Below are 22,584 nucleotides of genomic sequence, written 5' to 3' on the forward strand. Positions count from 1 at the left end.
GTAGTGCTTGGGGGTTTCCCAGTAAATCGGTGGATTGACTTGGGTGTTCGGCAGGATCGATCATCGTCGTGGGCCCAGGGCGGCAACCCGCCCGCTGTCCTCGCGCGCACCGGACGCACAGGCGGGGACGCGGCGGGTGCCGACCCGCACAGCTGGTGCAGGATGAGGACGACCGCGATCGGAACGAACGAAGGGGGACGGACGTGCGCTACGCCGACGGTCCGGGGACGCACTGCGAGGTGCACGTCGACGCCACGGTGGAGCAGGTGTGGCGGCTGGTCACCGACATCGGCCTGCCCGCCCGCCTGAGCCCCGAGCTCCAGCGCGTGGGCTGGCTCGACGGCGCGGACGGGGCGGCGCCCGGCGCCCGGTTCGAGGGCCACAACCACCGCGACGACATGGGGGACTGGCGGACCGTCAGCCAGGTGATCGAGCTGGCCGAATACCGGTCCTTCGCGTGGGCCGTCGTCGACCCGGACGGCCGCTACGGCGCGCCGGTACCGACGTCATCCGCCCTGTCGGACGATCAGGGGCTCGACCCGGCGGTCGCGCTGGCCACCTGGCGCTTCGACCTCGCCCCCGAGGAGGGCGGCACCCGGCTGCGCCAGTCCGTCGTCATCGGCCCCGGGCGCAGCGGGGTCAGCCTGGTCATCGACCGGTGGCCGGACCGCGAGGAGCAGATCGTCGAGTACCGCCTGGCGGACCTGCGCAAGGGCATGACGGCCACTCTGGAGGGGATCAAGGCGCTGGCCGAGCAGGGCGACCGGGCCGGCCGCGCGGAAGGATGACGAGTCCCGTGCCACCGGGCGAGGCGTCGGCGCCGCCCGGTGAGGTGTCCGCGCTGCTCGACGGTGTGCGCGCCTCGGCGGCACGGTTCGGTGCCGCGGTCGGGCACTTGTCGGACGCGCAGGCCCGCGGGCCCTCCCGGCTCCCGGGCTGGAGCCGGGCCCACCTGGTCACGCACGTGGCCCGCAGCGCCGACGTCTACCACTGGCTGCTGGAGCTGGCCCGCACCGGTACCGAACCCGGGCCCCGGGCGGACGCCCCCACCCTCGACCGGTTGCTGCGCGAGGGCGCGGGGCGGGACGCGGCCGCCCTCGGCGCGGACCTGCGGGAGAGCCTGGACCGTCTGGTCGAGGAGGCGACGGCCGGGCCCGCCGAGCGGTGGCCGGTGCTGGTCACCGCCCTCGCGGGGTGGCGGCACCCGGCGTGGTACGTCCTGTGCCGGGCGCAGCGGGAGCTGGAGGTCCACCTCGTCGACCTGGGTGTCGGTCACCCGGCCGCGCGGTGGCCCGCCGACTTCGTCGGCCGGGAACTCGACGAGGCCTCGGCCGCGCTGGGCGCCCGCCGGTTCCCGCTGGCCGGGATGCACGCCACCGATCTGGGCCGCACCTGGCGCCCGGCCGAAGCGGAGCCCGAACCGGAGCCCGAACCGGAGGCCGGTCCGCAGACCGGTCCGCAGGCCGGCACCGTCGTGTCCGCTCCGGGCCACGCCCTGCTCGGCTGGCTCGCCGGCCGGGTCCCGCCAGAGCGGCTCCAGTCGACCGGCCCGCTCCCGGTGCCACCGCGGTGGCCGCTCCCGCCCGCTCCCGGCTGGGGCTGACGGCGCCACGGGTGCGCCCCGGCCGGTGGCGACGGGCCCGGCGTTGATCGTTCGTTTACCCGGACGCGGTTCACTGGCGACACCTCCGCCGCGCGGCCGCTCCGGGCGGTGCAGCGCCGGACCACCGCCTCGCACCACGGGAGAAGACACGTGATCGCCGTCGCCGTCCTCGGATCGAACGCCAACGCCGTCCGGGTCGCGGGCAGACTCGCCGCGGCCGGCTACGTGGTGCGCACCTGGGGCACCGCCGAAGCCGGCGCGGCCGGATCCGCCCGCCCCGGCCGCGGCCCCCGCGCGAACCCGACGCCCGCGGGGGCCGCGGCCGGGGCACGAGCGCTGCTGACCTGCGTCGAGGACCCCGACGACCTCCGAGCGCTGCTGACGGACCGCCGTGCCGGTGCGCTCGGCGCCGTGGCGTCCGGCGCCTGGTGGCTCAACCTGGCCCCGGCGGCCGCCGCGACGAACGAGGAGTTCCGCGCCCTCGCCCGCTCCCATGCGCTCACCTACCAGCACACCCCGCTCATCGGCGAGCACGGGGACCTGCTGGCGGTCGGCCCGGCGGCCGCCGACGCCCGCGCCTTCTGCGATCCGGTCCTCGGGGCGATCGCGCCCGTCGTCCGTGCCGGCACGCCGGTGGTGGAGGTGCCGGTGTCGGCGGTGGGCGGCTCCCGGCGCTGAGCCCCGTGCGCCGGTTCCGGGGCGCCGGGGCTCACCAGGAGACCGGGTAGCGGACGGGGTGACCGCCGATCCGTCCGGGGAGCAGGCCGATGGATGGTAGGCACACCGCCGGTCAAAGGGTGGGATGTTTCGCCTGGTGGACTGCCCGGTGGACACTCCGGTGGACTGCTCGCCGCGCCCCGCCCCCCGCCCAGCCGACGCCTGGGCGAGTTCATCGCCGCCCTGCCCCGGATGCCCTTGCGCGTCACCGCCGGCGCGACGTCCGCGCGGCCGCCGGCACCTGAGCGAGCCCGACCGGCCCCGCCGCGGCACCGGTGCCTTCGCCGCCAAGCGGCCCCGGTGAGGCCCCGTCCACGGCTGATTCGCCACCGTGCCGACCGTCCCGTCATCGCCTTCGGGCGCGCGGCTTCGGCCCCTCGTGCCGTCGGCCGCGCACCGCTGCCACCGAGGATCGGGCCCGGGACCGGTCATGCTTCAGGCCTGCTGGGGCTCCTGGGCCGCCTGGGGGCGTATCAGTGCCGCCGGGAGGTAGCCGGAGGAGACTCCGAGCTGCCAACCGTGGGCCTGGACGGCCAGGGCCGCCAGGGTGATCGGGCCGACCGGGAGGAGGCTGCGGGCGGGGGCCGTCTCGGGTGTCGTCTCCCGGTGCAGGTCCAGGCGTGCGACCAGGGCGCGCTCGAAGGCGGGCTGGTCGTCGTCGAGCAGGACGCGCAGCAGGCGCTGGTCGGGCGTCAGTGCGCCGGCGGCGTCCAGGGCCGCGGCAGCGGCGCCCCGTTCGGCGGCGTCCGGCTTGCGCAGCGGCAGCGGGCCGGGTGCGACCCAGGGGGAGACGGCCGTCTCCACCACGTCGAGGTAGTCGCAGAGCGCGTCCATCTCGGCGAGCTCGGCCGGTTCGGAGGTCGAGTGGATGTCGGACCAGGGCAGGCCCTTGCGGACGGAGGGCGCGTAGTCGTCCTTCAGCAGCGGGCCGAGCATCCGGCGCCGCTCCCCGATCTGGCCGCTGATCACGACCAGCGCGAAGGCGTCGACCCAGGTGGCGGCGGTGGGGGCGAAGTCGATGGTGTCGAAGCGGAGCTCCTCGCTGGAGAGCGTCTCGTCGATGAGGGGGAAGGGCACCTCGAAGTCCCCCCGGGGGAAGCAGCCGAGGCTGAGCACGCCGTGGAAGCACTCGGCCGCCGTGTCGAGGGCGGCACCGGCGCGGGCGCCGCCGAGGGCGCCCTCCTCCAGGCTGAGTGCGCCGAGGTGGTCGAGGAGCACCTCGCCCATCTCCCGGACCGTCCCGATCGCGAGACGGCCGTAGCGGAGGGTGTACCAGTGGTCGAGCACCCGCCCGCTGACGCCCTCCGCCGCCTCGGTGATCCGCTCCTGCACAAGCTGGTGGCGCGCCACGTTCACGAGCCGCTACCGTCCTTCCTCGATCGTCTGCTGACGGAACGGCACGCTAGCAGCGACGACTGACGGTCGCTCACCCGTGCGGGTGAGGGGTGGGCGGTGGAGCGGGGGCCGGGCGGGGGGCGTCACGCCCGCCCGGCCGCTCCAGGGATCAGGGCGCTGAGCTGCGGAACGCGGGGGCTCAGAACGCGGAGTGGGTGAACCAGTGCGCGAGCAGTGCGTCGTCCCCCCGGACGCCGATCCGCGGGGAGGTGCGGTCGAGCCGGCCGTAGAGGAGGAGTAGGAGGTCGGCCGCGCCGGCGCGGACGGTCGCGTCGGCCGTGACTCCGGCGCCGTCCGGGTCGAGCCCGAAGCCGTCCGGTCGCAGGCGGACCAGCCAGTCGCCCTCGCCGTCGGTCCGGGTGAAGCGCAGGGTGCGGTCGGAGCCGCGCAGTTCGGCGGTCCGCGGCGCGAAGAGGGCCGCGAAGGGCAGGTTGGTGAGGAACTCGTCCACCCCGTCGGCGGCGAGCACCGGGTCGAGGTCGGGGGTGCGGCCGAGCGCGAGTTCGGCGTCGGCGCGGTGCACGAGGGTCTCGAACAGCATCCGCCGCACCCAGAAGCGGGCGTGCTGGTCGGCGCCCCAGGCCCACATCGGCGCGTCGAGGTCGAGTTCGGCGAACGCCTCGGCGGCCTCGGCCGAGGCCTCGGCGAGCCAGGCCGGGTAGCCGTCCGGCCGTTCGGGCAGCCGCAGGTCGACCTCGCGGCTGCGGGGCGGCTCCTGGACCCGGCCGCGCAGCAGCACGGTGAACCAGCGCTGCACGCTGCCGGTGTGGCGGGCGAGGTCGGTCAGCGTCCAGCCGGGGCAGCCGGGCACCGGGGTGTCCGGGTCGGCGTCCCGGAGGACGGCGACGAGGCGGGTGGTCTCCGCGGCGACGGCGGCGCCGTGGTCGATGGTGGTCATGGGGTGCTCGCTCGGGTACGGGGGTGGATGGGTGTGGGGTGGACGGGCTCGGGGTGGACGCGTGCCGACGGGCGTCGGCCGGGCCGCGGGTCCCGGCCGGTGCCGGCCGGGCTCGGGGGCGACGGGCCGGCCCGTCGGACGGTCAGTCCAGCGGCTTGTCGACGACGGCCTTGGCGTGGCTGAAGGTGTCGATCGAGTACTCGCCGTGGTACCGGCCCATGCCGCTCTCGCCGACCCCGCCGAACGGCAGCTCCGGCATGGCGAGGTGGGAGACCGGCAGGCCGAAGGTGAGCGCGCCGGAGGAGGTCTCCTCGGTGAGCCGCTCCTTGGTGCGCTCCGACGCGGTGAAGGCGTAGAGGGCGAGGGGCTTGTCGCGCTCGTTGACGAAGGCGATGGCCGCGTCGAGGTCGGGCACGGCGACGATCGGCAGGATCGGGCCGAAGATCTCCGCCCGCATCGCCGGGGCCTCGGGGTCGACGTCGGCGAGCACGGTCGGGGCGAGGTAGCGGCTCGCGCGGTCGTGGGTGCCGCCGGTGACGGTCCGCCCGTCGCCGAGCAGCGCGGTGAGCCGGTCGAAGTGGCGCTCGTTGACGATGCGGCCGTAGCCGGGGTCGGCGGCCGGGTCCTCGCCGAACAGCTCGCGGACGGCCTCGGCCAGGCGCGCCTCCAGCTCGGCCGCGGTGTCGCCGACGGCGAGGACGTAGTCGGGGGCGACGCAGGTCTGACCGGCGTTGAGGAACTTGCCCCGGGCGATCCGCTGCGCGGTGACGGCCAGGTCGACGCCGGGTTCGACCACGACGGGGCTCTTGCCGCCGAGTTCCAGGGTGACCGGGGTCAGGTGCCGGGCGGCGGCCGTCATCACGATCCGGCCGACCGCGCCGTTGCCGGTGTAGAAGATGTGGTCGAAGCGCTGTTCCAGCAGGGCGGTGGTCTCCGGGACGGCTCCCTCGACGACGGCGACGGCCTCCGGGTCGAGGTAGCGCGGCAGCAGCCGGGCGATGGCGGCGGAGGTCGCGGGGGCGAGCTCACTGGGCTTGACGACGGCCGCGTTCCCGGCGGCCAGCGCGCCCACCAGCGGGGCCAGCGCCAGCTGCAGCGGGTAGTTCCACGGCGCGATGATCAGCACGACGCCGAGCGGGTCGCGCACCACGCGGGCCGCGGCGGGCCGGAAGACCTCGGGCACCTCGGCGGGCTTGGGCCGCAGCCACTGCTCCAGGTGGGCGACGGTGTGGTCGAGCTCGTTCAGGGTGAAGCCGACCTCGGTGCGGTAGGCCTCGGCGGTGCCCTTGCCGAGGTCGGCGTGCAGGGCCTGCAGGAGCTCCTCGGACCGCTCGGTGAGCAGCGCGCGCAGCGCCGCCAGCTGGGCCAGTCGCCAGGCGAGCGGCTTGGTCCGGCCGGTGTCGAAGGTGGCGCGCAGCCGGGCGACGGTGGCGGGGACGCCGGCGGTGCCGGGGGCGTCGGGGGCGGTGTCCGGGGTGGCGGGGGTGTGGGTCATGGGGGCTCGCGGTCCTTCCGAGTGTCTTGAGGTCGTCGATGGTTTATGACCTCAAGCATTGTTGGACCGTAGACCTCGATGGTTGAGGATGTCAAGCAATCTGCCTATGCTCGACACCGTGCACGAGAACCCCCGGCCGGACCGGACCGCCACGCCGATCGAACTGATCGAGCAGCTCGCCCGGGTCGCCGCGGCCTACTACCGCCACTTCGCCGCCGCCGCGGCCGGGCACGGGCTGACCCTGATGCAGGGCAAGACGCTCAGCCTGCTGACCCGCCCGCGCTCCATGCGCGGCCTCGCCGGACTGCTCTCCTGCGACGCCTCCAACGTCACCGGGATCGTCGACCGCCTGGAGGCCCGCGACCTGGTGCTCCGGGAGCCCGACCCCTCCGACCGCCGGGTCAAGAACATCGCGCTGACCGAGCACGGAGAGCGGACCGTCCGGCTGATCCGCGCCGACCTGATGTCCGGCCTCACCGCCCTCGAGGAGCTCACCGCCGAGGACCGGGGCGCCCTGCGCTCCCTGCTGGACCGGGCCTTCCCGGAGACGACCTCCGCGGCGTACCGGGCCCTGCCCGGGTAGCCCCCGGCGGATCGGCGCCCGGCCTCCCGCCCGCGGCCTCCCGTCCGGGTCGGGACGGGAAGCCGGGCGGGAGGCGCTGCTGTGTGGACCGCCCGGTGCGGCCCCGGTCGTGGGCGGGCCGGTCGTCGCGGTGGGCTCGGGCCGGGGGCTCAGGCCGTCCGGGTGGTGAACGCCTGCTGGTAGGCCGGCGTGGCGATGGGGCGGTGGGCGAAGAAGGCCTCGGGCAGGTCGAAGGCGTCCACCAGGACGAGCGCGTGCCCGGCCAGCCGGTCGATGGAGCGCTCCCGTAGAGCGGCCAGTCCGTCGGCCCGGTCCGGGGCCAGTTCGCCGGTGGCCAGCAGCAGCGTCCCGTGGGCCTCGATCCGGCTCAGGGTGAACAGGCGGTGCAGGTCGAGGAGCAGTGCGCGGGCCTGCGGGTCCCGTGCGGCCCCGGCCCAGGCCAGCAGGGCGGCGCCGGCGTCGTGCTCGGCCCGCGCGGTCACCGCCGCCAGGGCGTCCGGCGCGGCCGCGTTCCACCGCCGGAGGCCGTCGCCGGCGGGCGCCCCGCGGAGCCGGGCCCGGGCGCGGGCCAGCCGGTGCCCGCCGACGGCGTGCAGCAGGGCCTGGCGGGTGGCCGGGTCGCGGAGGTCGCCGGGGTGCGCGGGGGCCGCGGCGGGCGGTTCGGGCGCGCTCTCCAGGATCAGTTCGGCGCCGGCCTTGGCCCAGAGGGCGAGGTTGTCGCCCTCGGCGGTGATGGCGCCCTCGATGTCCGCCGCGAGGGGGATCAGGCCGTTGACGGGGAGCAGCCCCTGGGCGCCGCAGCGCTCGCGGCACTCGATGATCAGGTCGCGGGCCTGCCAGGTGATCCAGCCCTTGGTGATGGCGACGCGGCGTTCGGCGTGCGCACGGTCGACCCTTCCAGCGCCGGCCGCCCCGGGGTCGGCCGGCTCGCGGTCGACGGCCTCGCGGTCGGCGGTCACGGGCCGGGTGCCGTGGTCGCCGGCCCAGTGCTCCACGGTGGCACGGTGCAGCGCGGTCATCGCGTAGCCGGTGGCGAGCGCCTCCAGCAGGGGCCCGTGGTGGGTGCGGTGCGCCCAGACGGGCACCCGGCGATCCGGTCGTGCACCGGTGACCTCGCGGTGGTGGGCGTAGCGGATCGCGGTGGCGAGGGCCGCCCGGGCACCGCCGACCGCGCTGGCGCTCATGCACAGCTTTCCGAGGCCCACCCGGGAGATCGCGGTGAGGAACCGTTTCCGCTTGCTGCCGAGCGCGCTGGTCAGCGTGCCGTCGTCGGAGAGCCGCCCGTGGTCGCCGGTGAGCAGGGCCTCGAACGGGAGCCGGACCCGGTCGAAGGAGGTCAGGCAGTGGTCGACCGGGCTGCCCGGGCGCAGCGGCAGCGGGCGGACCGTCACCCCGGGCAGGGTGCCGCGCTGATCGGTGAGCGGGACGAGGAACAGGAAGATCCCGTGGTCGCGGCCGTCGACCCGCAGCCGTGCGGCGACCACGGCCGACTTCGGGCCGCCGGCCGGGCCGGTGTTCGGCATGAACTTCGCTGCCGCCGGGACGGGGGTGTGGAGGGTGAAGGTGCGGTCGGTGGGGTCGTAGTCGGCGACGGTCTCCAGCGCGGCGGCGTCGTTGCCGTGGCCGAGCTCGGTGCAGAGGAAGGTGCCGATCCGCTCCATCCGGAGGTACTCGTCGAGGGGGCGCTTCGGCGCCGGGTCGTGGTCGAGGAGGGAGCCGAGGAAGAGGTTGTAGTGGATGCCGGCCAGGACGGTGAGTGCTCCGTCGAGCGGGGCCGTCCACTCGTGCAGGGCGGTCAGCAGCCGCGGGTCGGTGGCCAGTCCGGCGGCGTCGGTGCCGGCGTTGATCCGGTGCAACCGTCGGTAGGAGGCGGCGAGTTGCTCCTCGGTGCCGGCCTCGGTGCGGCGGTGCATGGCCGGGTCGGTGGCCAGCGCGCGCCAGGGGGAGTGCACCCGGTCGCGGTCGGGGCCGAAGAGGAGACGGGTGAGGTCGGCGGTCGTCGTGGTCGTGACGGTGGGGGCGGTCGCGGCATCCGGGACGGACGGGCCGGCCGGACCGTCCGTCCCGGCCTGGGTGGAGGGTCCCGCCGGGGTGGTCGGGGCGGGGATCGGCAGGGTGTCGCTGATCAAGGTCATGTACGGGCCATTGACCGGGAGGCGGCCGGGTAACGGCTTTGTGATCAAGATCACCGGCGGTTCGTCACTGCTGTTCGACACCGCCGCCGTCCGGCTCCGGGGGCCGGACGGCGGCGCCGGGATCAGAGCGAGTCGGCGCGGTGGGTGGGGCGGCCGTCGAGGAGGGTGAGCAGGACGGGGACCCCAGGCAACGCGGTGGCCGGGGTGGTCAGCGGGTCGGCGGCCAGCACGGTGAGGTCGGCGCGCCGGCCCACGGCGATCCGGCCGGCCCGCTGCTCCTCGCCGGCGGCGTGCGCGGCGTTGACGGTCATCGCCCGCAGCGCCTCCAGCGCGGTGAGCGCCTGGCCGGGGTTGTGCGGGGGCTGGGCGAGGTCGCGGCTCGGCCGGCGGTGACGGGCGCCGGCCATGACGCCGAGCGGCGGGTAGGGGGCGATCGGCCAGTCCGAACCGAGGACGACGGTGGCGCCCGCGTCCCAGAGGTCGCGGCAGCGCCAGGCGCGGTCGGCGCGCTCCTCGCCGAGGCGGCGGGACCAGTTGTCGGTGTGGTCGGCCCGGGTGAAGTCGCAGCAGTGGGTGGGCTGCATGGAGGCGATCACGCCCAGCTCGGCGAACCGGCGGACGGTGTCGTCCGGGACGGTCTCGATGTGCTCGATCCGGTGCCGGACGGCACGGTCGCCGCCGGGAGCCCCGGCCGCCCTGCCCGCCGTCCCGCCGGCCGCCTCGCCCGTCGTTCCGTCCGCGGCCCCGGCGATCGCGTCCAGCGCGTGACGGACGGCCGCGTCGCCGATGGCGTGGGTCGCGGTGGGCACCCCCGCGCGGTGCAGTTCCGCGATGACGCGGGTGTACTCGGCCGGGTCGGGCCAGAACGCGTGGGTGGACTCGCCGTGGCAGTCCGGGCGTTCCAGCCAGGCCGTGCCGTTGTCGATGGTGCCGTCCATGAACAGCTTGACGCCGTCCACCCGCCAGAGCCGGCCGCCCCGGCGCTGCTGCTCGATCAGCGCGCGCAGCCCGTCCGGGTCCACGCCCGGCTGGCACCAGGGCGCGACCCGCAGCCGCAGCGGGAGGTCGCCGGCCTCGTCGAGTTCGGCGTACAGCTCGAGGCTGTCGCCGTTGGCGTCCATCGCGTGGCCGCCGGTGAGGCCGGCGGCGGCCATCGCGGAGAGCGCGGCGGCGAGGCGGTCGCGGCGCTCCGCGCGGGTGGGCTGCGGAGCGGCGCGCTCGACGAGCTCGCAGGCGGCGTCCTCCAGCAGGAGCCCGGTGGGGCGGCCGGCCGGGTCGCAGACCACCTCGGCGGCCTGGTCGAAGCGGCGGGGGCCGTCGACGCCGGCGAGTTCCAGGGCGCGCGGGCTGGCCAGCATGGAGTGGGCGTCGAAGAGTTGGAGCAGGGCCGGGACGCCGTCGAGGACGGGGGCGAGCGCCGCGGACTCCACCGGCCGGTCGCCGAAGACGTTGGGGTCCAGGCCCCAGGCGTGCAGCCAGGCCCCGGGGGCGAGGGCGCGCACCCCCGCGGCGAGGGCGGCGCGGACGTCGGAGAGGTCGGTGCAGCCGGAGAGGTCGAGGCCGTGGGTGAGTTCGGCACCGGTGACGGGGTGCAGGTGTCCGTCGACCAGGCCGGGGGTGACCACGGCGCCCTTCAGGTCGATCACCGTGGTGGCGGCGTCGGCGAGTTCGCGGATCTCCCGGTCGTCGCCGAGGGCGGTGATCCGGCCGTCCGCGACGGCCAGCGCGGTCTGCGGGAGGAATCCGCCGGTCGCGGGGTCGAGCAGACGGGCGGAGAGGAGGGCGAGGGAGGTGCGCACGGCGGCTCCAACGGGGCTGCGGGGTGGGGGAGAAGGGGCCCGGGGCGGGTCCGGCGGATCCGGTGCGGGCCCGCCGGCGGGTTCTACGCCTCGGCGGGAGGGGCGGCGGGGGTGTCCGGAGGGGTGGCGGGGGCGTCCGGTGCCTCGGCGGGAGGGGCGGCGAGGATGCCCGGGGGCAGGCCGAGTTCGCGCTCGGCGGTGCTGGCCGCGAGGCCGATGACGGCGGCCGGGTGGCCGCCGAGCCCGGTGTTGGCGTGCCCGGCCAGGCCGTCGATCACCACCAGGATCTGGAGGGCCGTCACGTCGGCGTCCTCGGTGCGGAACTCGCCCTGCCGCACGCCCGTCTCGATGACGCCGCTCAGCCGGCCGCGCCAGAGGGCCTCCTGGGCGAGGACCCGCTCGGACAGGACGGGCCGGTAGCGGCTGAGGTGGCGGGCGTTGAGCCAGAGCCGGCTCATGTCGTCGTAGGCCGGCCCGGTGGCGTGGGCGAAGAACCGGGCGAGGTGGCGCAGCGGCGACCCGTCGTGGGGGTCGGCGGGCAGCAGGGTCTCGAGTTCGGCGGTGGCGGCGCTGCCGAAGGCCTCGGCGACGAGGTCCTCGACGGCGGGGAAGTAGTGGCTGATCAGCCCGGGGCGGACGTCGAGCTGCTCGGCGATCCGGCGCAGCGTGATGCACTCCAGGCCCTCGGTGAGGGCGACGGTGGCGGCGGCCCCGACGATCTCCGCCCGCCGGTCGTCGGGGGATTTGCGGACCCGTTTGCGCTGAACGCTTGACGTCATGTGCCGGATGCTATTGAGTGTGCGACCAATAAGCAAGCAGGTGGGCACGACACCCCCCACGGAAGGCCCCCACATGGCGTCCACGCTCCCGGACCACCCCCACTCCGACACCCGGTCGGCCGCACCGCTCCAGCCGGAGAAGGCCGGTCGGGTCGAGGTCCACGGCATCGACCACATCCCCGAGGACGAACGGCGCGGCCGCGCCCGCGAACTCTTCTCCGTCTGGGCCGCGGCCAACGTCAACTACCTCAACCTGGTGGTCGGCGGCGCCCTCGTCCTGGCCGGCCTCGACCTCCTCCAGGCCTTCGCCGTGGTCGTCGTCGGCAACCTCTTCTGGCTCGGTACCGGGCTGCTCGCCGTCCCCGGACCGGCCGCCGGCGCACCCAGCGAGGTGATCACCCGCGCCATGTACGGCGTCATCGGCAACCGCGTCAACAACGCGGTCACCGGCTGGATGATCTCCGTCTGCTACTTCGCGCTCAACCTCGCCGCGGCCGCCGTCGCCGCGTTCTCCCTCGCGGAGCAGGCCGGACTCACCCCGACCACCCCGGTCAAGGTCGCCATCGTGGTCGCCATCGTCGTGGTCACCCTCGCCATCAGCGTCTACGGGCACGCCGCGATCGTCCGGCTCTACCTGCCGATCACCCTCGCCCTCGCCGCCGCCTTCGCGGTCGTCGGGTACGTGGTCCTGCGGCGCGCCGACTACGGCTACGCGCCCGCCGAGCCGCTCTCCGGCAGCCACCTGTGGGCCGCCGTCCTGGCCGGCGTCACCCTGATCGCCTCCGGCCCGCTGTCCTACACCACCAGCGCCGACTTCTCCCGGTACCTGCCGCACACCACCTCCCCGCGCGCCGTCCTCGGCTGGACCGCCCTCGGCGGCTTCCTGCCCAGCGTCCTCGTCGGCGGCCTGGGCGTGCTCGCCGCCACCGTCGTCGACATGACGGACCCGCAGGCCGCGCTCCAGCAGATCCTGCCCAGCTGGTTCAACCCGGTCTTCCTGCTCGCCCTCGTCGTCGGCACCATCGCCGTCAACGCCCTCACCGCCTACAGCGCGGGCCTCGCGCTGCAGGCCGTCGGCATCCGCATCAAGCGCACCGTCAGCGTGCTCGTCGACGGTGCCGTCGCGGTCAGCCTCACCCTGTACGCGCTGCTGGTCTCCAACTTCCTCGACACCGTCAGCAACGTGCTCCAGCTGACCGTCGTCCTGCTCGGCCCCAGCACCGCGGTCTACGCCGTCGACATCCTGCTGCGCCGCAACCGCTACGACGGCCGCGCCCTCGGCGACGAGTCCCCGGGGAGCGCCTTCTGGTACCGGGCGGGCGTCAACCCCGCCGGCGCGCTGGCCCTCGGTGCCGGGGTGGCCTGCGCCGCGCTGTGCGTCGACACCCTCTACACCGGGCCGGTGGCGGCGCTGTTCGGCGTCGACCTGGCCCTGCCGGTCGGCATGGTCGTCGCGGCGGCCGTGTACGCGGTGCTGATGCGTCGCCCGGCGGCGCGGCGGGAGGTCTGACGGGGGAGGTCCGCCCGGGGGGTGCGGCCGGGGAAGCCCGGGTGGGGGGCCGGCCGGGGAGGTCCGGACGGGAGGTCTCGACGGGAGGTCCGACGGGGTCGGCTGTCGGCTCGCACGGGGGGCGGGCCCTCCCGGCCGACGGCTCTCCCGCCCGTCGGTGGTCCGTTCCCTCCCCGGCCGTCCGCCGAACGCCCGCCGGGTGTCAGTGCGGTCGGTTAGGGTGCCGACCGGCAGCCCGGTCCACGGCGGATCGGCGCCAGGGGAGGGGGCGTTCATGACGAACGGTACCGCCGGGGCCGGGCTCGGGGCCGGGGCCGGGGTGGGGGGCGGTGACGGCATCAGATGGCTCGCCGACGCCGGCGGGTCCCTCGACGGCGTGGTGTTCGCCCGGGGCATCCCGCCGCAGGAGCTCGCCCGCCGGATGGGTGCCGATCCGGCCGCCGCCACCGGGCCGATCAGCGGCACCGAGGTGTGGGAGCTCGACATCGAGGTCTACCGCCCGAGCGACGACGGCGACGGCGTGATCCGGGTCGGGGAGGCCGGCGGCTGGTCCTTCGCGGTCGAGTACGGCGACTCCACCGGCGGCGAGCGGCTGACGGAGATAGCCTGCGACGGCGCCGAGGTGGTCCACTTCCGCCCGATGCCCGAGCACCCGCCGGCGCTGCTCGACTACGCCCGCGACGGCGCCGTGCTCTGCGGCTTCGGCCTCGCGGAGGAACGCTGGCGCTGGGGCCGGGAGCCCGATCTGCTGCTGCCCGACCTGGTCGCCGCGGGCGTGCTCGAAGCCGACGGGGTGACGTACCGGGGCCCGGTGGGCGAAGCGCACGAGGCCGTCCGGCGGCGCGCCCTCGGCGCCGTCGAGCGCCGCTTCGGCCTCACCCTGCCCCGGGCCGTCCTCGGTGACCTCCGGCTGCCGGCGTACGCCGTGCGCGGCACGCCGGGGCTGGAGCTGCAGGCCCGCTGAGCGCCCGCCGGGCGTCCGTCCCGGCAGTCCGTTCCCGTCGCGTCCCCGGCGTCACGTCCCGCCCTCGCGCCCCGGCATCAGGTGCCCGACGTCGCGTCCCGCCGGCCGTCCCCGGTCACAGCGGGTCGCCCAGCGGGCCGTAGGTGTCGACCAGGGCCTCGGCCCAGTGCGCCGCGAAGTCGGGCCGGGTGCCGTCCGCGTCGGTGAAGCCGTACTCCTGGTAGAGCCCCCAGGTGGCCAGCGCCCGGCCGCTCTTCGCCATCACCTCCGGGTCGGCGGCGAGGGCGGCGACCGCCCGGCCGAGGTAGGCGGGGCTCTCCGAGTAGGCGAAGTCCGGGTCCTGGGCGGCGGCTTCGCGCCAGGTCTCCTCGGTGACGCCGAAGTGGTCCAGGACGGCCTCGGAGCGCAGGAAGCCGGGGGTCAGGGCGACGGCGGCGACGCCGTGCGGCCGCAGCTCGGCGGCCTGGGCGAAGGCCAGCCGGATCACCGCGGACTTGGCGAGGTCGTAGAAGAACGAGCCCCGGTAGCGCGCGGTGTTGCCGTCGGTGACCTCGACGACCAGGCCGCTGCGCCGGGCGACCAGCAGCGGCAGGGCGTACCGGCTGGTGATCACGTGGGTCTCGACGGCCTGGCGCAGCAGCCGCAGGCCGGTGTCCAGATCCTGCTCCCAGAGCGGGTGTTCCCAGTCGACGAGCGGATCGCCGCCCCAGACGCAGTTGACCAGGACGTCCAGCCGTCCGTCCTGCTCGGTGGAGATCCGCTCGACCAGGGCCCGGACGGCCGACGGGTCGCTGTGGTCGGTGGGGGCCGGGATCGCCGTCCCGCCGGCCGCGGTGATCCGGTCGGCGGTCTCCTCGACGGTCTCCGGGCGGTCCAGGCCGGTGGTGCCGGCCGTCCGGCTGCTGCGGCCGGTGACGTACACGGTGGCGCCGGCGGCGCCCAGCTCGACGGCGATGCCGCGGCCGCCGCCGCGGGTGCCGCCCGCGACCAGGGCGACCTTGCCGGACAGCGGCTTGGGGGCGGTGCTCATGATTCCTCCGACGTCGTGGTCGTGGTCCGGATCGTGCCGGTGCCGGTGGGGCCCGTGCCGGCGGGGACGTGCGGGTGCGGGGCGAGGTCCGCGGCGAGGTGGGGCGCGAGCAGGTCGGTGAGCTCGGTGCGCAGCCGGTCCGGCAGCGTCCCCTCGCGGTCCAGGGCCCAGGTCAGTCCCGTTCCGGCGACGACCGTCTGCACCGAGCGGGCGAGGCGTGCCGGGTCGGCGGAGGGGCGGAGTTCGCCGAGGGCCGAGGCCGCCTCCAGCAGTCGGGCGACGGCCCGCCCCTGGGCGCGGTGCACGGTCAGGGCGTGGGCGTGCAGCTCCGGGTCGGCGAGGTCCATCCCGAGGAAGGCGAGGTGGTTGGCGAAGCTCTCGGGGCTGGCCAGGGGCGCGGTCTCCTCCTCGGCCAGCGCGAGCAGCGCGGCGAGCGGTGAGGCGTGCGCGGCGCGCAGCCGTTCGTACCGCGCGTCCGCCGCGTCCGCCGAGGCGCGGGCCAGCGCCAGCAGCAGTCCGCGCTTCGACCCGAAGCGCTGCACCAGCGTCGCCGGCGCCACACCGGCGGCCCGTGCCACGGCGGCGAGCGTCAGTCCGGCGGGGCCGACCCGCCCCATCACCTCGGCGGTGTGCCGCAGCAGCACGGCGTCCTCGACACCCCGGGGGCGTCCGGCCATGGTGCACTCCCATCCTATTTATAAATTACTGTTCATTTATTAATACGGGATGGGATGCGGCGAGGGCAACGCCCGGTGCGGCGGGTCGCGCCGCGCGTCCGTTGCTCCGCGTACTACCTTGTGGGCGGTTTCGACACGCTCCGTAGTCAAAGCGGCCGGACAGGTCGTACCGTATCCGCTGAGCTGACCCGCCCCACGGAAGGCCGACCATGACCACCCAGTCCACCCAACTCCCCACCACCATCGATGCGGTGATCGCCAGGATGGAGCAGGTCGACGCCGAACTCGACCCCCGCGACGGCGTGGCCTGCTTCAACCGCATGTATCTGAAAGTGACCAAACTGGTCAAGGAGAAGGTCGCCGCCGGCGGCTTCGAGGACAACCCGTTCATGGAGCGCATGGACGTCCTGTTCGCCGGGCTCTACCTCGCGAACGTCGACGCCGCGAAGGCCGGGAAGCCGGTCGACCCGGCCTGGGAGCCGCTCTTCCGGATGCGCGGCAACCGGGTCGTCTGGCCGATTCAGTTCGCCCTCGCGGGGATGAACGCGCACATCGACCACGACCTCGCGATCAGCGTGGTCGAGACCTGCAAGGAACGCGGCACCGCGCCCGAGCGCCCGCCGGTCCACCGGGACTACGAGAAGGTCAACGACCTGCTGGCGAGCGTCGAGGCCGAGGTCCGGGCCGAGTTCGAGGGCCGGCTGGTCCGGATCGCCACCGCGCCCGCCGAGGCGCTCAAGCACGCCGTCAGCGGCTTCAGCATCAGGGCGGCCCGCGACGTCGCCTGGGGCGCGGCGAACGGTCTGTGGGCCGTGCGGGGCCTCCCGTTCGCCTACAACGGCCAGCTCGCCCTCATGGCCCAGGGGGTGCGGACCACCAGTCACGGGATCCTCGTCCCCGTCGTCCCGCCGCCGGCCGAGTAGCCCCGGCGCGCGTGGAGCGGCGGCCGTTCCCCGGTGGGCGGGGAGCGGCCGCCGCGTCGTGCGGCGGACCGTCCGGTCCGCCGCTACGGCGTTCCGATCAGGGATTCACCGTCACGGTGATGGTCTCGGGGGTGGCGCTGTTGTCCTGGTACACCGAGTCGCCGCTGTAGACGGCGGTGATGGTGTGGGTGCCGACGGTGCGGAAGGCGGTGACCGTCCCGCCGGCGGCGCACCTGCCGAGGGAGACGAACGGGCGCCCCGTGCCGAGGGTCGTCCCGGTGGTGGTGTCGGTGAACGTGACGGTTCCGGTGGGCCTGGTCGTGGAGGCCCCGCGGGGGCAGACGATGTCGTTGAGCACGACCGGCGAGCCGATCCGGGTGCGCTGGGGCATCGCCGTCATGGTCGTGGTGATCGGCTCGCCCACGGTGTAGCTGATGATCACCTGGCCGTTGTGGTTCGCCGTTCCGATCGTGGAGGCCGCATAGGACGTCCCGGTGCCCGACGGGGTCGCGAAGCTGCTCCCGCCACCGCCTCCGCCGCCGCTCGCCGCGGTGCCGGTGTTGTTGACGGCACCGCTGCCGCCGCCCCCGCCGGCGAAGTACCCGCCGCCTCCACCGTCCCCGGCACCGGTGGCGGTGGCGGCGCAGCCGCCGCCGATGGAACCGCCGGTGCCGCCGGTGCCGACCGTGTCGCCGACGAACCCGCCTCCCGGCCCACCCGTTGTGACGCCGCAGAGCAGAACGCTGCCGGTGGTCCCACCGGGACCACCGGTGGTCGTGCTGGTGCTGCCGCCGCCACCGCCCTGGCCCGGCGAAGCCCCGGGGCCGGTGGCGCTTCCCGCGGTACCGGCGGTGGCGTCCGGCGTCGTCCCGCCGTCGCCCCCGTTCCCTCCCGCGCGGGTCGCCCCGGTGCCGCCGGCGGCACCGGGGCCAGGGCCACGCACATCCCTGTCACGATCCCGGCCTGCCACCACCGTGCACGAGCGCGGACGCCTGCTTCTCCTTCGACGACGGGATGTCCGGGGGCGTGGTGTCCGATCACTGCCGTCTCCCGACGTGCTGGCTTGAAGTGGGGCTTCGGGGTGCTGGATCACGCGATCGGTACAGCGGTGGTGTCCCTGGCCCGGAGCGCGATCGAAAGGCACAGCGTGACGACCGGACGGCCCGTGTGCCCCGATTGCGGCATGCCGCACACCATCACACTGGGCCGTATGCGAACTCACTGGGCGGCGTACGGCAGGAAGCCGCAGGCCGTGGGCCCGGTGTGCGTCGGCATGGGTGGACTCGCGCTGGTCGTGGGCGGATGACTGCGCGGACCGGCCGTCGGCCGGCGGGCTGCTTCGCGGCTCGTCAGGACCGGTCGGTGCCCGTACCGCGGCCGAGGCCCGAACCGCAGCCGGCGCCTTGTGCGGGCGCGTCGGGCTCCTCGTCGTGCGGGGCCCGGGGGGGCCTGCCTCCGGCCTGGCTGTCAGGCCATCAGATCGTCAGGCCGTCAGCGCGGCCGTGCGCAGGCGGGAGGCCGAACGGGCCAGCCGGAAGGCCGCCACCAGGGTGGGGCAGAAGCCCGCGGCGCAGGCGAGGAGGACGCCGACCGGCGTCAGACCGGGGCCGGAGACGGCCAGCACGGCGGCGGCCAGCGGGGTGATCAGGGCGGGCGAGAGCAGGAGCAGGGCCGCCTGCCGCTTCTCCCGGCGGGTCCACTGGGGGGAGCGCCACACCCGGGTCGCGGCGATGACCGCGGCGGCCAGTGCGAGCGGCGGCCCGAGGGCGGGGATCAGCACCAGCGGCATCGGGAGCACGGCGAGGATCAGGGTGCGGGTGGTGCGGCCGGCGCTCTCCGGTTCGGGCCGCGCCCGGCCCTCCTCGTCGAGCGCGGCGTCGGCGATCGCCCGCGGGCTGCCCAGCTGCTCCAGGACCCGTCGGACGGCGGCCTCGTCGGCGGGGTCGCACTCGGCGAGGGTGATCTCGACGTGCTCGCGCAGGTCCGCCAGCAGCTCGCGGCGGCGCTCCTCGGGGAGCGGGGCGGTGTAGCGGGCGACCGCGTCCAGGTGGGCGCGGACCAGGGGGTGCTCGATCGGCTCGTTCACGGGTTCTCTCCCGGGGTCAGGACGTGGTCGACGGTTTCGCGGAAGGCCGGCCACAGGGCGGTGAACTCCGCCAGTGCGCTGCGGCCCGCATCGGTCAGGGTGTAGTACCGGCGGGACGGGCCGCTGGCCGAGTCGCGCAGGAAGGTGTCGGCGAGCCCGGCGCGGCGCAGCCGGGACAGCAGGGGGTAGATGGTGCCCTGGCTGGTCGCCAGCATCGGGAACCGGCCGAGTTCCTGGAGCAGCTCCACCCCGTAGCGGGGGCCGTCCCGCAGCAGGGCGAGGACGCAGTACTCCAGCACGCCCTTGCGTAGCTGCGTCGCCACCGGCCCGTCGGCCGGGTCGCCGGCGCCCTCGTGCTGTGCGATGCCAGGTACCATGCAATGCAAGATAGCAGGCGAAGCAAGATAGTGCGACGGACGACGGGCGACGGCCGGCGGATCCCGAAGCCGTCGACCGCTGACCGTCGCCCGCGCCGCGGCATCCCCGCCGGGTCAGGCCCGTGCGCGCGGCCCCGGGCGCCAGGCGGCCAGGTGGGCGGCCAGGACGGAGGCGGCGTCCGGGGTGGTCTCGCGCAACGCGACCATGGCGGCCGTGATCACGTCGCACAGCTCGCCCTGCAGGTCGGCCACCGTGTGGCTGACGCCCTTGCGCGGGTTGGCGCCGAGCACGCCGAGCAGGGCCTCGGCGACCTCCCCGGCCTCCTCTTGGATCTTCACCACCTGGAGCGGCAGCAGCGGCTGCCCGATCGCCGCCCGGTGGTCGGAGAGGTGGCGGTGGATCTCGTCGATCACGGCCCAGACCCGGGGCCTGCCGGTGCGCAGGTGGCCCTCCAGCTGGCGCAGGTAGTCCAGGACCGCCGGCGGCACCTTCATTCCGCGGGCCTCGGCGATCGGGACGAACCGCAGTTCCCGGCCTTCGCCAAGGACCAGGTCGGCCGGGTCGACGTCCACCACGGCGTGGAAGAAGCGGTACGGGCCGGTGGTCGCGCCCTCGTACGGCACGGGGTCGAAGGGCAGCAGGCCGGGCACGTCCAGGCCGGTCTCCTCGCGCAGCTCGCGGACGGCGGTCAGGTACGGCGTCTCGCCCGGTTCGCGGTGGCCACCGGGGACGACCCAGTACGCGGGCCAGCAGATGTCCGGCCTGTCGTCGCGCAGTTGGAGCAGGACCTCGTGCCGGCTGTTGGTGATGAAGACGTCCACGCTGTCGTAGTCGTCGTCGGCCGGGCCCGCGCTCGTCCTCGCGGACGCGGAGGCGGAGGCGGAACCGGACTCGCTGGAGCTGGGGCCGGAACCGGAACCGGAGTCGGAACCGGTGGAGTCGAAGCTCGTGAAGTCGGTGCTCAAGTCGCCCTCCCTGCAGACGGGGCCGCCGCCCGGCGCGGGCGGCCGGCGGTTGAGGCTGCCACCTGACGGGCGGCTTGAACCCTCACCCGGAGGGCGGATCGCTCCTTCACCCGGACGGCCGGTGGCGGCCGGTCCGGCGCACGCCCCCCGTCCGGGGCTTCCGGCGGGCACGGCCGCCCCGCCGCCCCTAGGGTCGGTGATGCGTCGACCATGCCGGGCGCCGGGGCATACGCCGCGCGGCCGTGCGCCGGAGCGCGCCCGTCAACCCGAGAGGTGGACCGCACCATGCAGACCGTCGTTCGCGGGGCCGGAGCGGTCGGCCTGGCAGCGCTGCTGTTCACCGGTGCCGTCGGCTGCCAGGACGACGGCCGGTCCACCGCAGAGCCGGCGCCGACCTCCCCGGCCTCCCCCGCCTCCCCGGCCGACCGGGCGGCCATGGCGGCCGCGGCGACCACGAGCGGCGGGCCGTCCGCCCGGAACCTCGACTGGCACGCCTGTGCCGCACCCAGTACCGCCCAGGGCGCCGGGACGGCTCCCGCCGGCGACTGGCAGTGCGCCACCCTCAAGGTCCCGCTGGACCACGCCGACCCGGGCGGCCGCACCATCGACCTGGCGCTGATCCGGACCCCGGCCAAGGACGCGCAGCACCGGATCGGCTCGCTGCTGTTCAACTTCGGCGGACCCGGCGCTTCTGGCGTGGCCACCCTGCCGGCCTTCGCGGCCACCTACGACTCCCTCAACTCCCGCTACGACCTGGTGAGTTTCGACCCGCGCGGAGTCGGTGAGAGTGCCGGGGTGCACTGCCTGGACGACCAGGCGACGGACGCCAGTGCGGCCGTCGACAGCACGCCGAGCGGCCCCGAGGCGGTCAAGGCCCTGGACGACAGCAACGCACAGGTCACGGCCGCCTGCGAGCACAACTCCGGCCCGGTGCTGCCCTACGTGGACACCGAGAGCGCCGCCCGCGACCTCGACCTGATGCGGCAGGCGCTCGGCGACGAGAAGCTCTCCTACGTCGGTATCAGTTACGGCACCGAGCTCGGCGGCGTCTACGCGCACCTGTTCCCGCACCAGGTCGGCCGCATGGTGCTGGACTCCGTGGTCGATCCGACCCAGGACCCCCAGCAGTCCGCGCTCGGCCAGGCCCAGGGCTTCCAACTCGCCCTCGACGACTTCATGAAGGCCTGCGCGAGCCAGGCACCGGCCTGCCCGACCGGTGGCGGCGGCGCCGAGGGCACCGCGACGATCACCGCCCTGCTGAAGAAGCTGGAGCAGTCCCCGCTGCCCACGGCGAGCGGCCGCCGACTCACCGAGAGCCTGGCCCTCACCGGCATCGCCGCCGCCCTGTACAGCCAGGAGACCTGGCCCGCGCTGGCCGCCGGCCTCACCGAGGCCACCCAACAGGGCACCGGCGACACGCTGCTCCAGCTGGCCGACGCGCTCCTCGGCCGGGACCCGCAGGGCCACTACAGCACCCTGATGTCCGCGAACCGGGCCATCTCCTGCGTGGACTCCCGACAGCGCTACTCCGACCAGGACGTCCAGCAGCAGCTGCCGCAGTTCGACAGCGCCTCACCGGTGTTCGGCGCCTTCACCGCCTGGGGGCTGACCAGCTGCACCGGCTGGCCGGTGGCGGGCAGGACCGACCATCCGGAGGTGTCCGCCGCCGGCGCGGCCCCGATCCTGGTGGTCGGCACCACCGGTGACCCGGCCACCCCGGTGGAGGGCGCCCGGGCGATGGCCCAGCAGCTCGGCCCCGGCGTCGGCGTCACCGTCACCCTGCAGGGCGAGGGCCACGGCGGCTACAACACCGGCAACCCCTGCCTGAAGAAGATCGTGGACGGCTACCTGCTGGACGGCACGGTCCCGGCCGACGGCACCACCTGCAGCTGACCCGGCGGGAGCCCGTCCGCAGCCGGCGGGGCGACCGGCAGCGGGCGAGTGGCCCACTCCATCGAATATCGATTGGCCCTGGATACCGGTCCACTCGGACGGTTAGTCTCTCCGGCGTGACCACCAAAGTCGACTTCTACTTCGATCCGATCTGCCCGTTCGCCTGGATCACCTCCCGGTGGATCCTGGAGGTCGAGCGCCACCGCGAACTCGACCTCAACTTCCGGGTGATGAGCCTGTCCGTCCTCAACGAGGGCCGCACCGACCTGCCCGAGCGGTACCAGCGCCTGATGACCACCGGCTGGGGCCCCGTCCGGGTCTGCATCGCCGCCGCGGAGCAGCACGGCGAGCACGTGCTGCGCGACCTCTACACCGAACTCGGCACCCGCCTGCACGACCAGGACCGGGAGGCCGACGCCGACGTCATCCGGGAGGCCCTGGTCGCGGCCGGACTGCCCGAGCAGCTCGCCGACGCCGCGGACAGCACCGCCCACGACATCGCGCTGCGCAAGAGCCACCACGAGGGCATGGACCCGGTCGGCGAGGAGGTCGGCACGCCGACCATCCACGTGGACGGCGTCGCGTTCTTCGGCCCGGTGCTGACCGCGATCCCGCGCGGCGAGGACGCCGTCCGGGTCTTCGAGGGCGTGCGGCTGCTGGCCGGCTACCCGAAGTTCTTCGAGCTCAAGCGCACCCGGACGGGCTCGCTCGACTTCTCCTGAGGCGTTCGCCCGGGGCCCTGCGCCGCCGCCCT

Annotated in this window: 21 protein-coding genes; 9 read left to right on the top strand and 12 right to left on the bottom strand. The window is 75.3% G+C overall.

Translation table 11 applies throughout. The features are described 5' to 3' along the window. The first annotated feature begins 203 nt into the window (after positions 1–203). The 3 genes from ACIRS1_RS15035 to ACIRS1_RS15045 all read left to right on the top strand — a co-directional run bounded on the left by ACIRS1_RS15035 (position 204) and on the right by ACIRS1_RS15045 (position 2,281). Positions 204–788 (top strand): SRPBCC family protein, encoded by a 585-nt coding sequence (locus ACIRS1_RS15035; RefSeq protein ID WP_402839507.1) that lies wholly within the window; start codon positions 204–206, stop codon positions 786–788. 8 nt (positions 789–796) lie between these two features. Next, the gene (locus ACIRS1_RS15040) at positions 797–1,603 is read left to right on the top strand and encodes a maleylpyruvate isomerase family mycothiol-dependent enzyme (protein WP_402839509.1); all 807 of its coding nucleotides are present in this window, start codon (positions 797–799) and stop codon (positions 1,601–1,603) included. A gap of 150 nt (positions 1,604–1,753) precedes the next feature. Continuing rightward, on the top strand, positions 1,754–2,281 hold the full coding sequence (locus ACIRS1_RS15045; RefSeq protein WP_402839511.1) for an NAD(P)-binding domain-containing protein: 528 nt from the start codon (positions 1,754–1,756) through the stop codon (positions 2,279–2,281). Between the two features lie 474 nt (positions 2,282–2,755). Here the strand turns inward: ACIRS1_RS15045 and ACIRS1_RS15050 are convergent, their stop codons facing one another. The 3 genes from ACIRS1_RS15050 to ACIRS1_RS15060 form a co-directional block, all read right to left on the bottom strand. Then, complete coding sequence (locus tag ACIRS1_RS15050; RefSeq protein WP_402839513.1) at positions 2,756–3,676, bottom strand: immunity 49 family protein; 921 nt, start codon at positions 3,674–3,676, stop codon at positions 2,756–2,758. 178 nt (positions 3,677–3,854) lie between these two features. Continuing rightward, complete coding sequence (locus tag ACIRS1_RS15055; protein WP_402839515.1) at positions 3,855–4,613, bottom strand: maleylpyruvate isomerase family mycothiol-dependent enzyme; 759 nt, start codon at positions 4,611–4,613, stop codon at positions 3,855–3,857. A 142-nt stretch (positions 4,614–4,755) separates the two neighbouring features. Further along, positions 4,756–6,108: an aldehyde dehydrogenase family protein gene (locus ACIRS1_RS15060; RefSeq protein WP_402839517.1), complete on the bottom strand. Its 1,353-nt coding sequence runs from the start codon at positions 6,106–6,108 to the stop codon at positions 4,756–4,758. 118 nt (positions 6,109–6,226) lie between these two features. On the opposite strand from ACIRS1_RS15060, the gene ACIRS1_RS15065 reads away from it, so the two are divergent. Further along, positions 6,227–6,691, top strand: a complete 465-nt coding sequence (locus ACIRS1_RS15065; protein ID WP_402839519.1) for a MarR family winged helix-turn-helix transcriptional regulator — start codon at positions 6,227–6,229, stop codon at positions 6,689–6,691. A gap of 149 nt (positions 6,692–6,840) precedes the next feature. Here ACIRS1_RS15065 and ACIRS1_RS15070 read toward each other — a convergent pair whose 3' ends face one another. The 3 genes from ACIRS1_RS15070 to ACIRS1_RS15080 form a co-directional block, all read right to left on the bottom strand. Further along, positions 6,841–8,826 carry an acyl-CoA dehydrogenase gene (locus tag ACIRS1_RS15070; RefSeq protein WP_402839521.1) on the bottom strand — a complete coding sequence of 662 codons (1,986 nt, stop codon included), beginning with the start codon at positions 8,824–8,826 and terminating at the stop codon, positions 6,841–6,843. A gap of 122 nt (positions 8,827–8,948) precedes the next feature. Further along, on the bottom strand, positions 8,949–10,625 hold the full coding sequence (locus ACIRS1_RS15075) for an amidohydrolase (RefSeq protein ID WP_402839523.1): 1,677 nt from the start codon (positions 10,623–10,625) through the stop codon (positions 8,949–8,951). A gap of 83 nt (positions 10,626–10,708) precedes the next feature. Continuing rightward, positions 10,709–11,404 (bottom strand): TetR/AcrR family transcriptional regulator, encoded by a 696-nt coding sequence (locus ACIRS1_RS15080; RefSeq protein WP_402839524.1) that lies wholly within the window; start codon positions 11,402–11,404, stop codon positions 10,709–10,711. A gap of 73 nt (positions 11,405–11,477) precedes the next feature. Between ACIRS1_RS15080 and ACIRS1_RS15085 the strand changes: the two genes are divergently transcribed. Both ACIRS1_RS15085 and ACIRS1_RS15090 read left to right on the top strand, forming a co-directional pair. Next, the gene (locus ACIRS1_RS15085) at positions 11,478–12,914 is read left to right on the top strand and encodes a purine-cytosine permease family protein (protein ID WP_402839526.1); all 1,437 of its coding nucleotides are present in this window, start codon (positions 11,478–11,480) and stop codon (positions 12,912–12,914) included. A 274-nt stretch (positions 12,915–13,188) separates the two neighbouring features. Beyond that, positions 13,189–13,878, top strand: coding sequence for a DUF6461 domain-containing protein (locus ACIRS1_RS15090; RefSeq protein ID WP_402839528.1), 690 nt, complete (start codon positions 13,189–13,191; stop codon positions 13,876–13,878). A gap of 115 nt (positions 13,879–13,993) precedes the next feature. Here the strand turns inward: ACIRS1_RS15090 and ACIRS1_RS15095 are convergent, their stop codons facing one another. Beyond that, positions 13,994–14,908 (bottom strand): SDR family oxidoreductase, encoded by a 915-nt coding sequence (locus ACIRS1_RS15095; RefSeq protein WP_402839530.1) that lies wholly within the window; start codon positions 14,906–14,908, stop codon positions 13,994–13,996. Continuing rightward, positions 14,905–15,585, bottom strand: a complete 681-nt coding sequence (locus ACIRS1_RS15100) for a TetR family transcriptional regulator (RefSeq protein ID WP_402839531.1) — start codon at positions 15,583–15,585, stop codon at positions 14,905–14,907. Before ACIRS1_RS15100 ends, ACIRS1_RS15095 begins: the two co-directional genes overlap by 4 nt. A 209-nt stretch (positions 15,586–15,794) precedes the next feature. Between ACIRS1_RS15100 and ACIRS1_RS15105 the strand changes: the two genes are divergently transcribed. Next, on the top strand, positions 15,795–16,508 hold the full coding sequence (locus tag ACIRS1_RS15105; protein WP_402839533.1) for a DUF5995 family protein: 714 nt from the start codon (positions 15,795–15,797) through the stop codon (positions 16,506–16,508). A gap of 97 nt (positions 16,509–16,605) precedes the next feature. Here ACIRS1_RS15105 and ACIRS1_RS15110 read toward each other — a convergent pair whose 3' ends face one another. The 4 genes from ACIRS1_RS15110 to ACIRS1_RS15125 form a co-directional block, all read right to left on the bottom strand. Beyond that, positions 16,606–17,451: an Ig-like domain repeat protein gene (locus tag ACIRS1_RS15110; protein ID WP_402839535.1), complete on the bottom strand. Its 846-nt coding sequence runs from the start codon at positions 17,449–17,451 to the stop codon at positions 16,606–16,608. A 540-nt stretch (positions 17,452–17,991) separates the two neighbouring features. Next, positions 17,992–18,594 (bottom strand): HAAS signaling domain-containing protein, encoded by a 603-nt coding sequence (locus ACIRS1_RS15115; protein ID WP_402839537.1) that lies wholly within the window; start codon positions 18,592–18,594, stop codon positions 17,992–17,994. Beyond that, positions 18,591–18,971: a PadR family transcriptional regulator gene (locus tag ACIRS1_RS15120; protein WP_360215161.1), complete on the bottom strand. Its 381-nt coding sequence runs from the start codon at positions 18,969–18,971 to the stop codon at positions 18,591–18,593. Before ACIRS1_RS15120 ends, ACIRS1_RS15115 begins: the two co-directional genes overlap by 4 nt. A gap of 114 nt (positions 18,972–19,085) precedes the next feature. Continuing rightward, complete coding sequence (locus ACIRS1_RS15125; RefSeq protein WP_402839539.1) at positions 19,086–19,937, bottom strand: NUDIX domain-containing protein; 852 nt, start codon at positions 19,935–19,937, stop codon at positions 19,086–19,088. Between the two features lie 285 nt (positions 19,938–20,222). On the opposite strand from ACIRS1_RS15125, the gene ACIRS1_RS15130 reads away from it, so the two are divergent. Next, a complete protein-coding gene (locus ACIRS1_RS15130) occupies positions 20,223–21,830 on the top strand; it encodes an alpha/beta hydrolase (RefSeq protein WP_402839541.1) in 1,608 nt (535 codons plus the stop codon). A gap of 116 nt (positions 21,831–21,946) precedes the next feature. Beyond that, positions 21,947–22,552 (top strand): disulfide bond formation protein DsbA, encoded by a 606-nt coding sequence (locus ACIRS1_RS15135; RefSeq protein ID WP_360215170.1) that lies wholly within the window; start codon positions 21,947–21,949, stop codon positions 22,550–22,552. Positions 22,553–22,584: the final 32 nt, after the last annotated feature.

Source organism: Kitasatospora sp. NPDC101176, from assembly GCF_044768035.1.
Lineage (GTDB): Bacteria > Actinomycetota > Actinomycetes > Streptomycetales > Streptomycetaceae > Kitasatospora.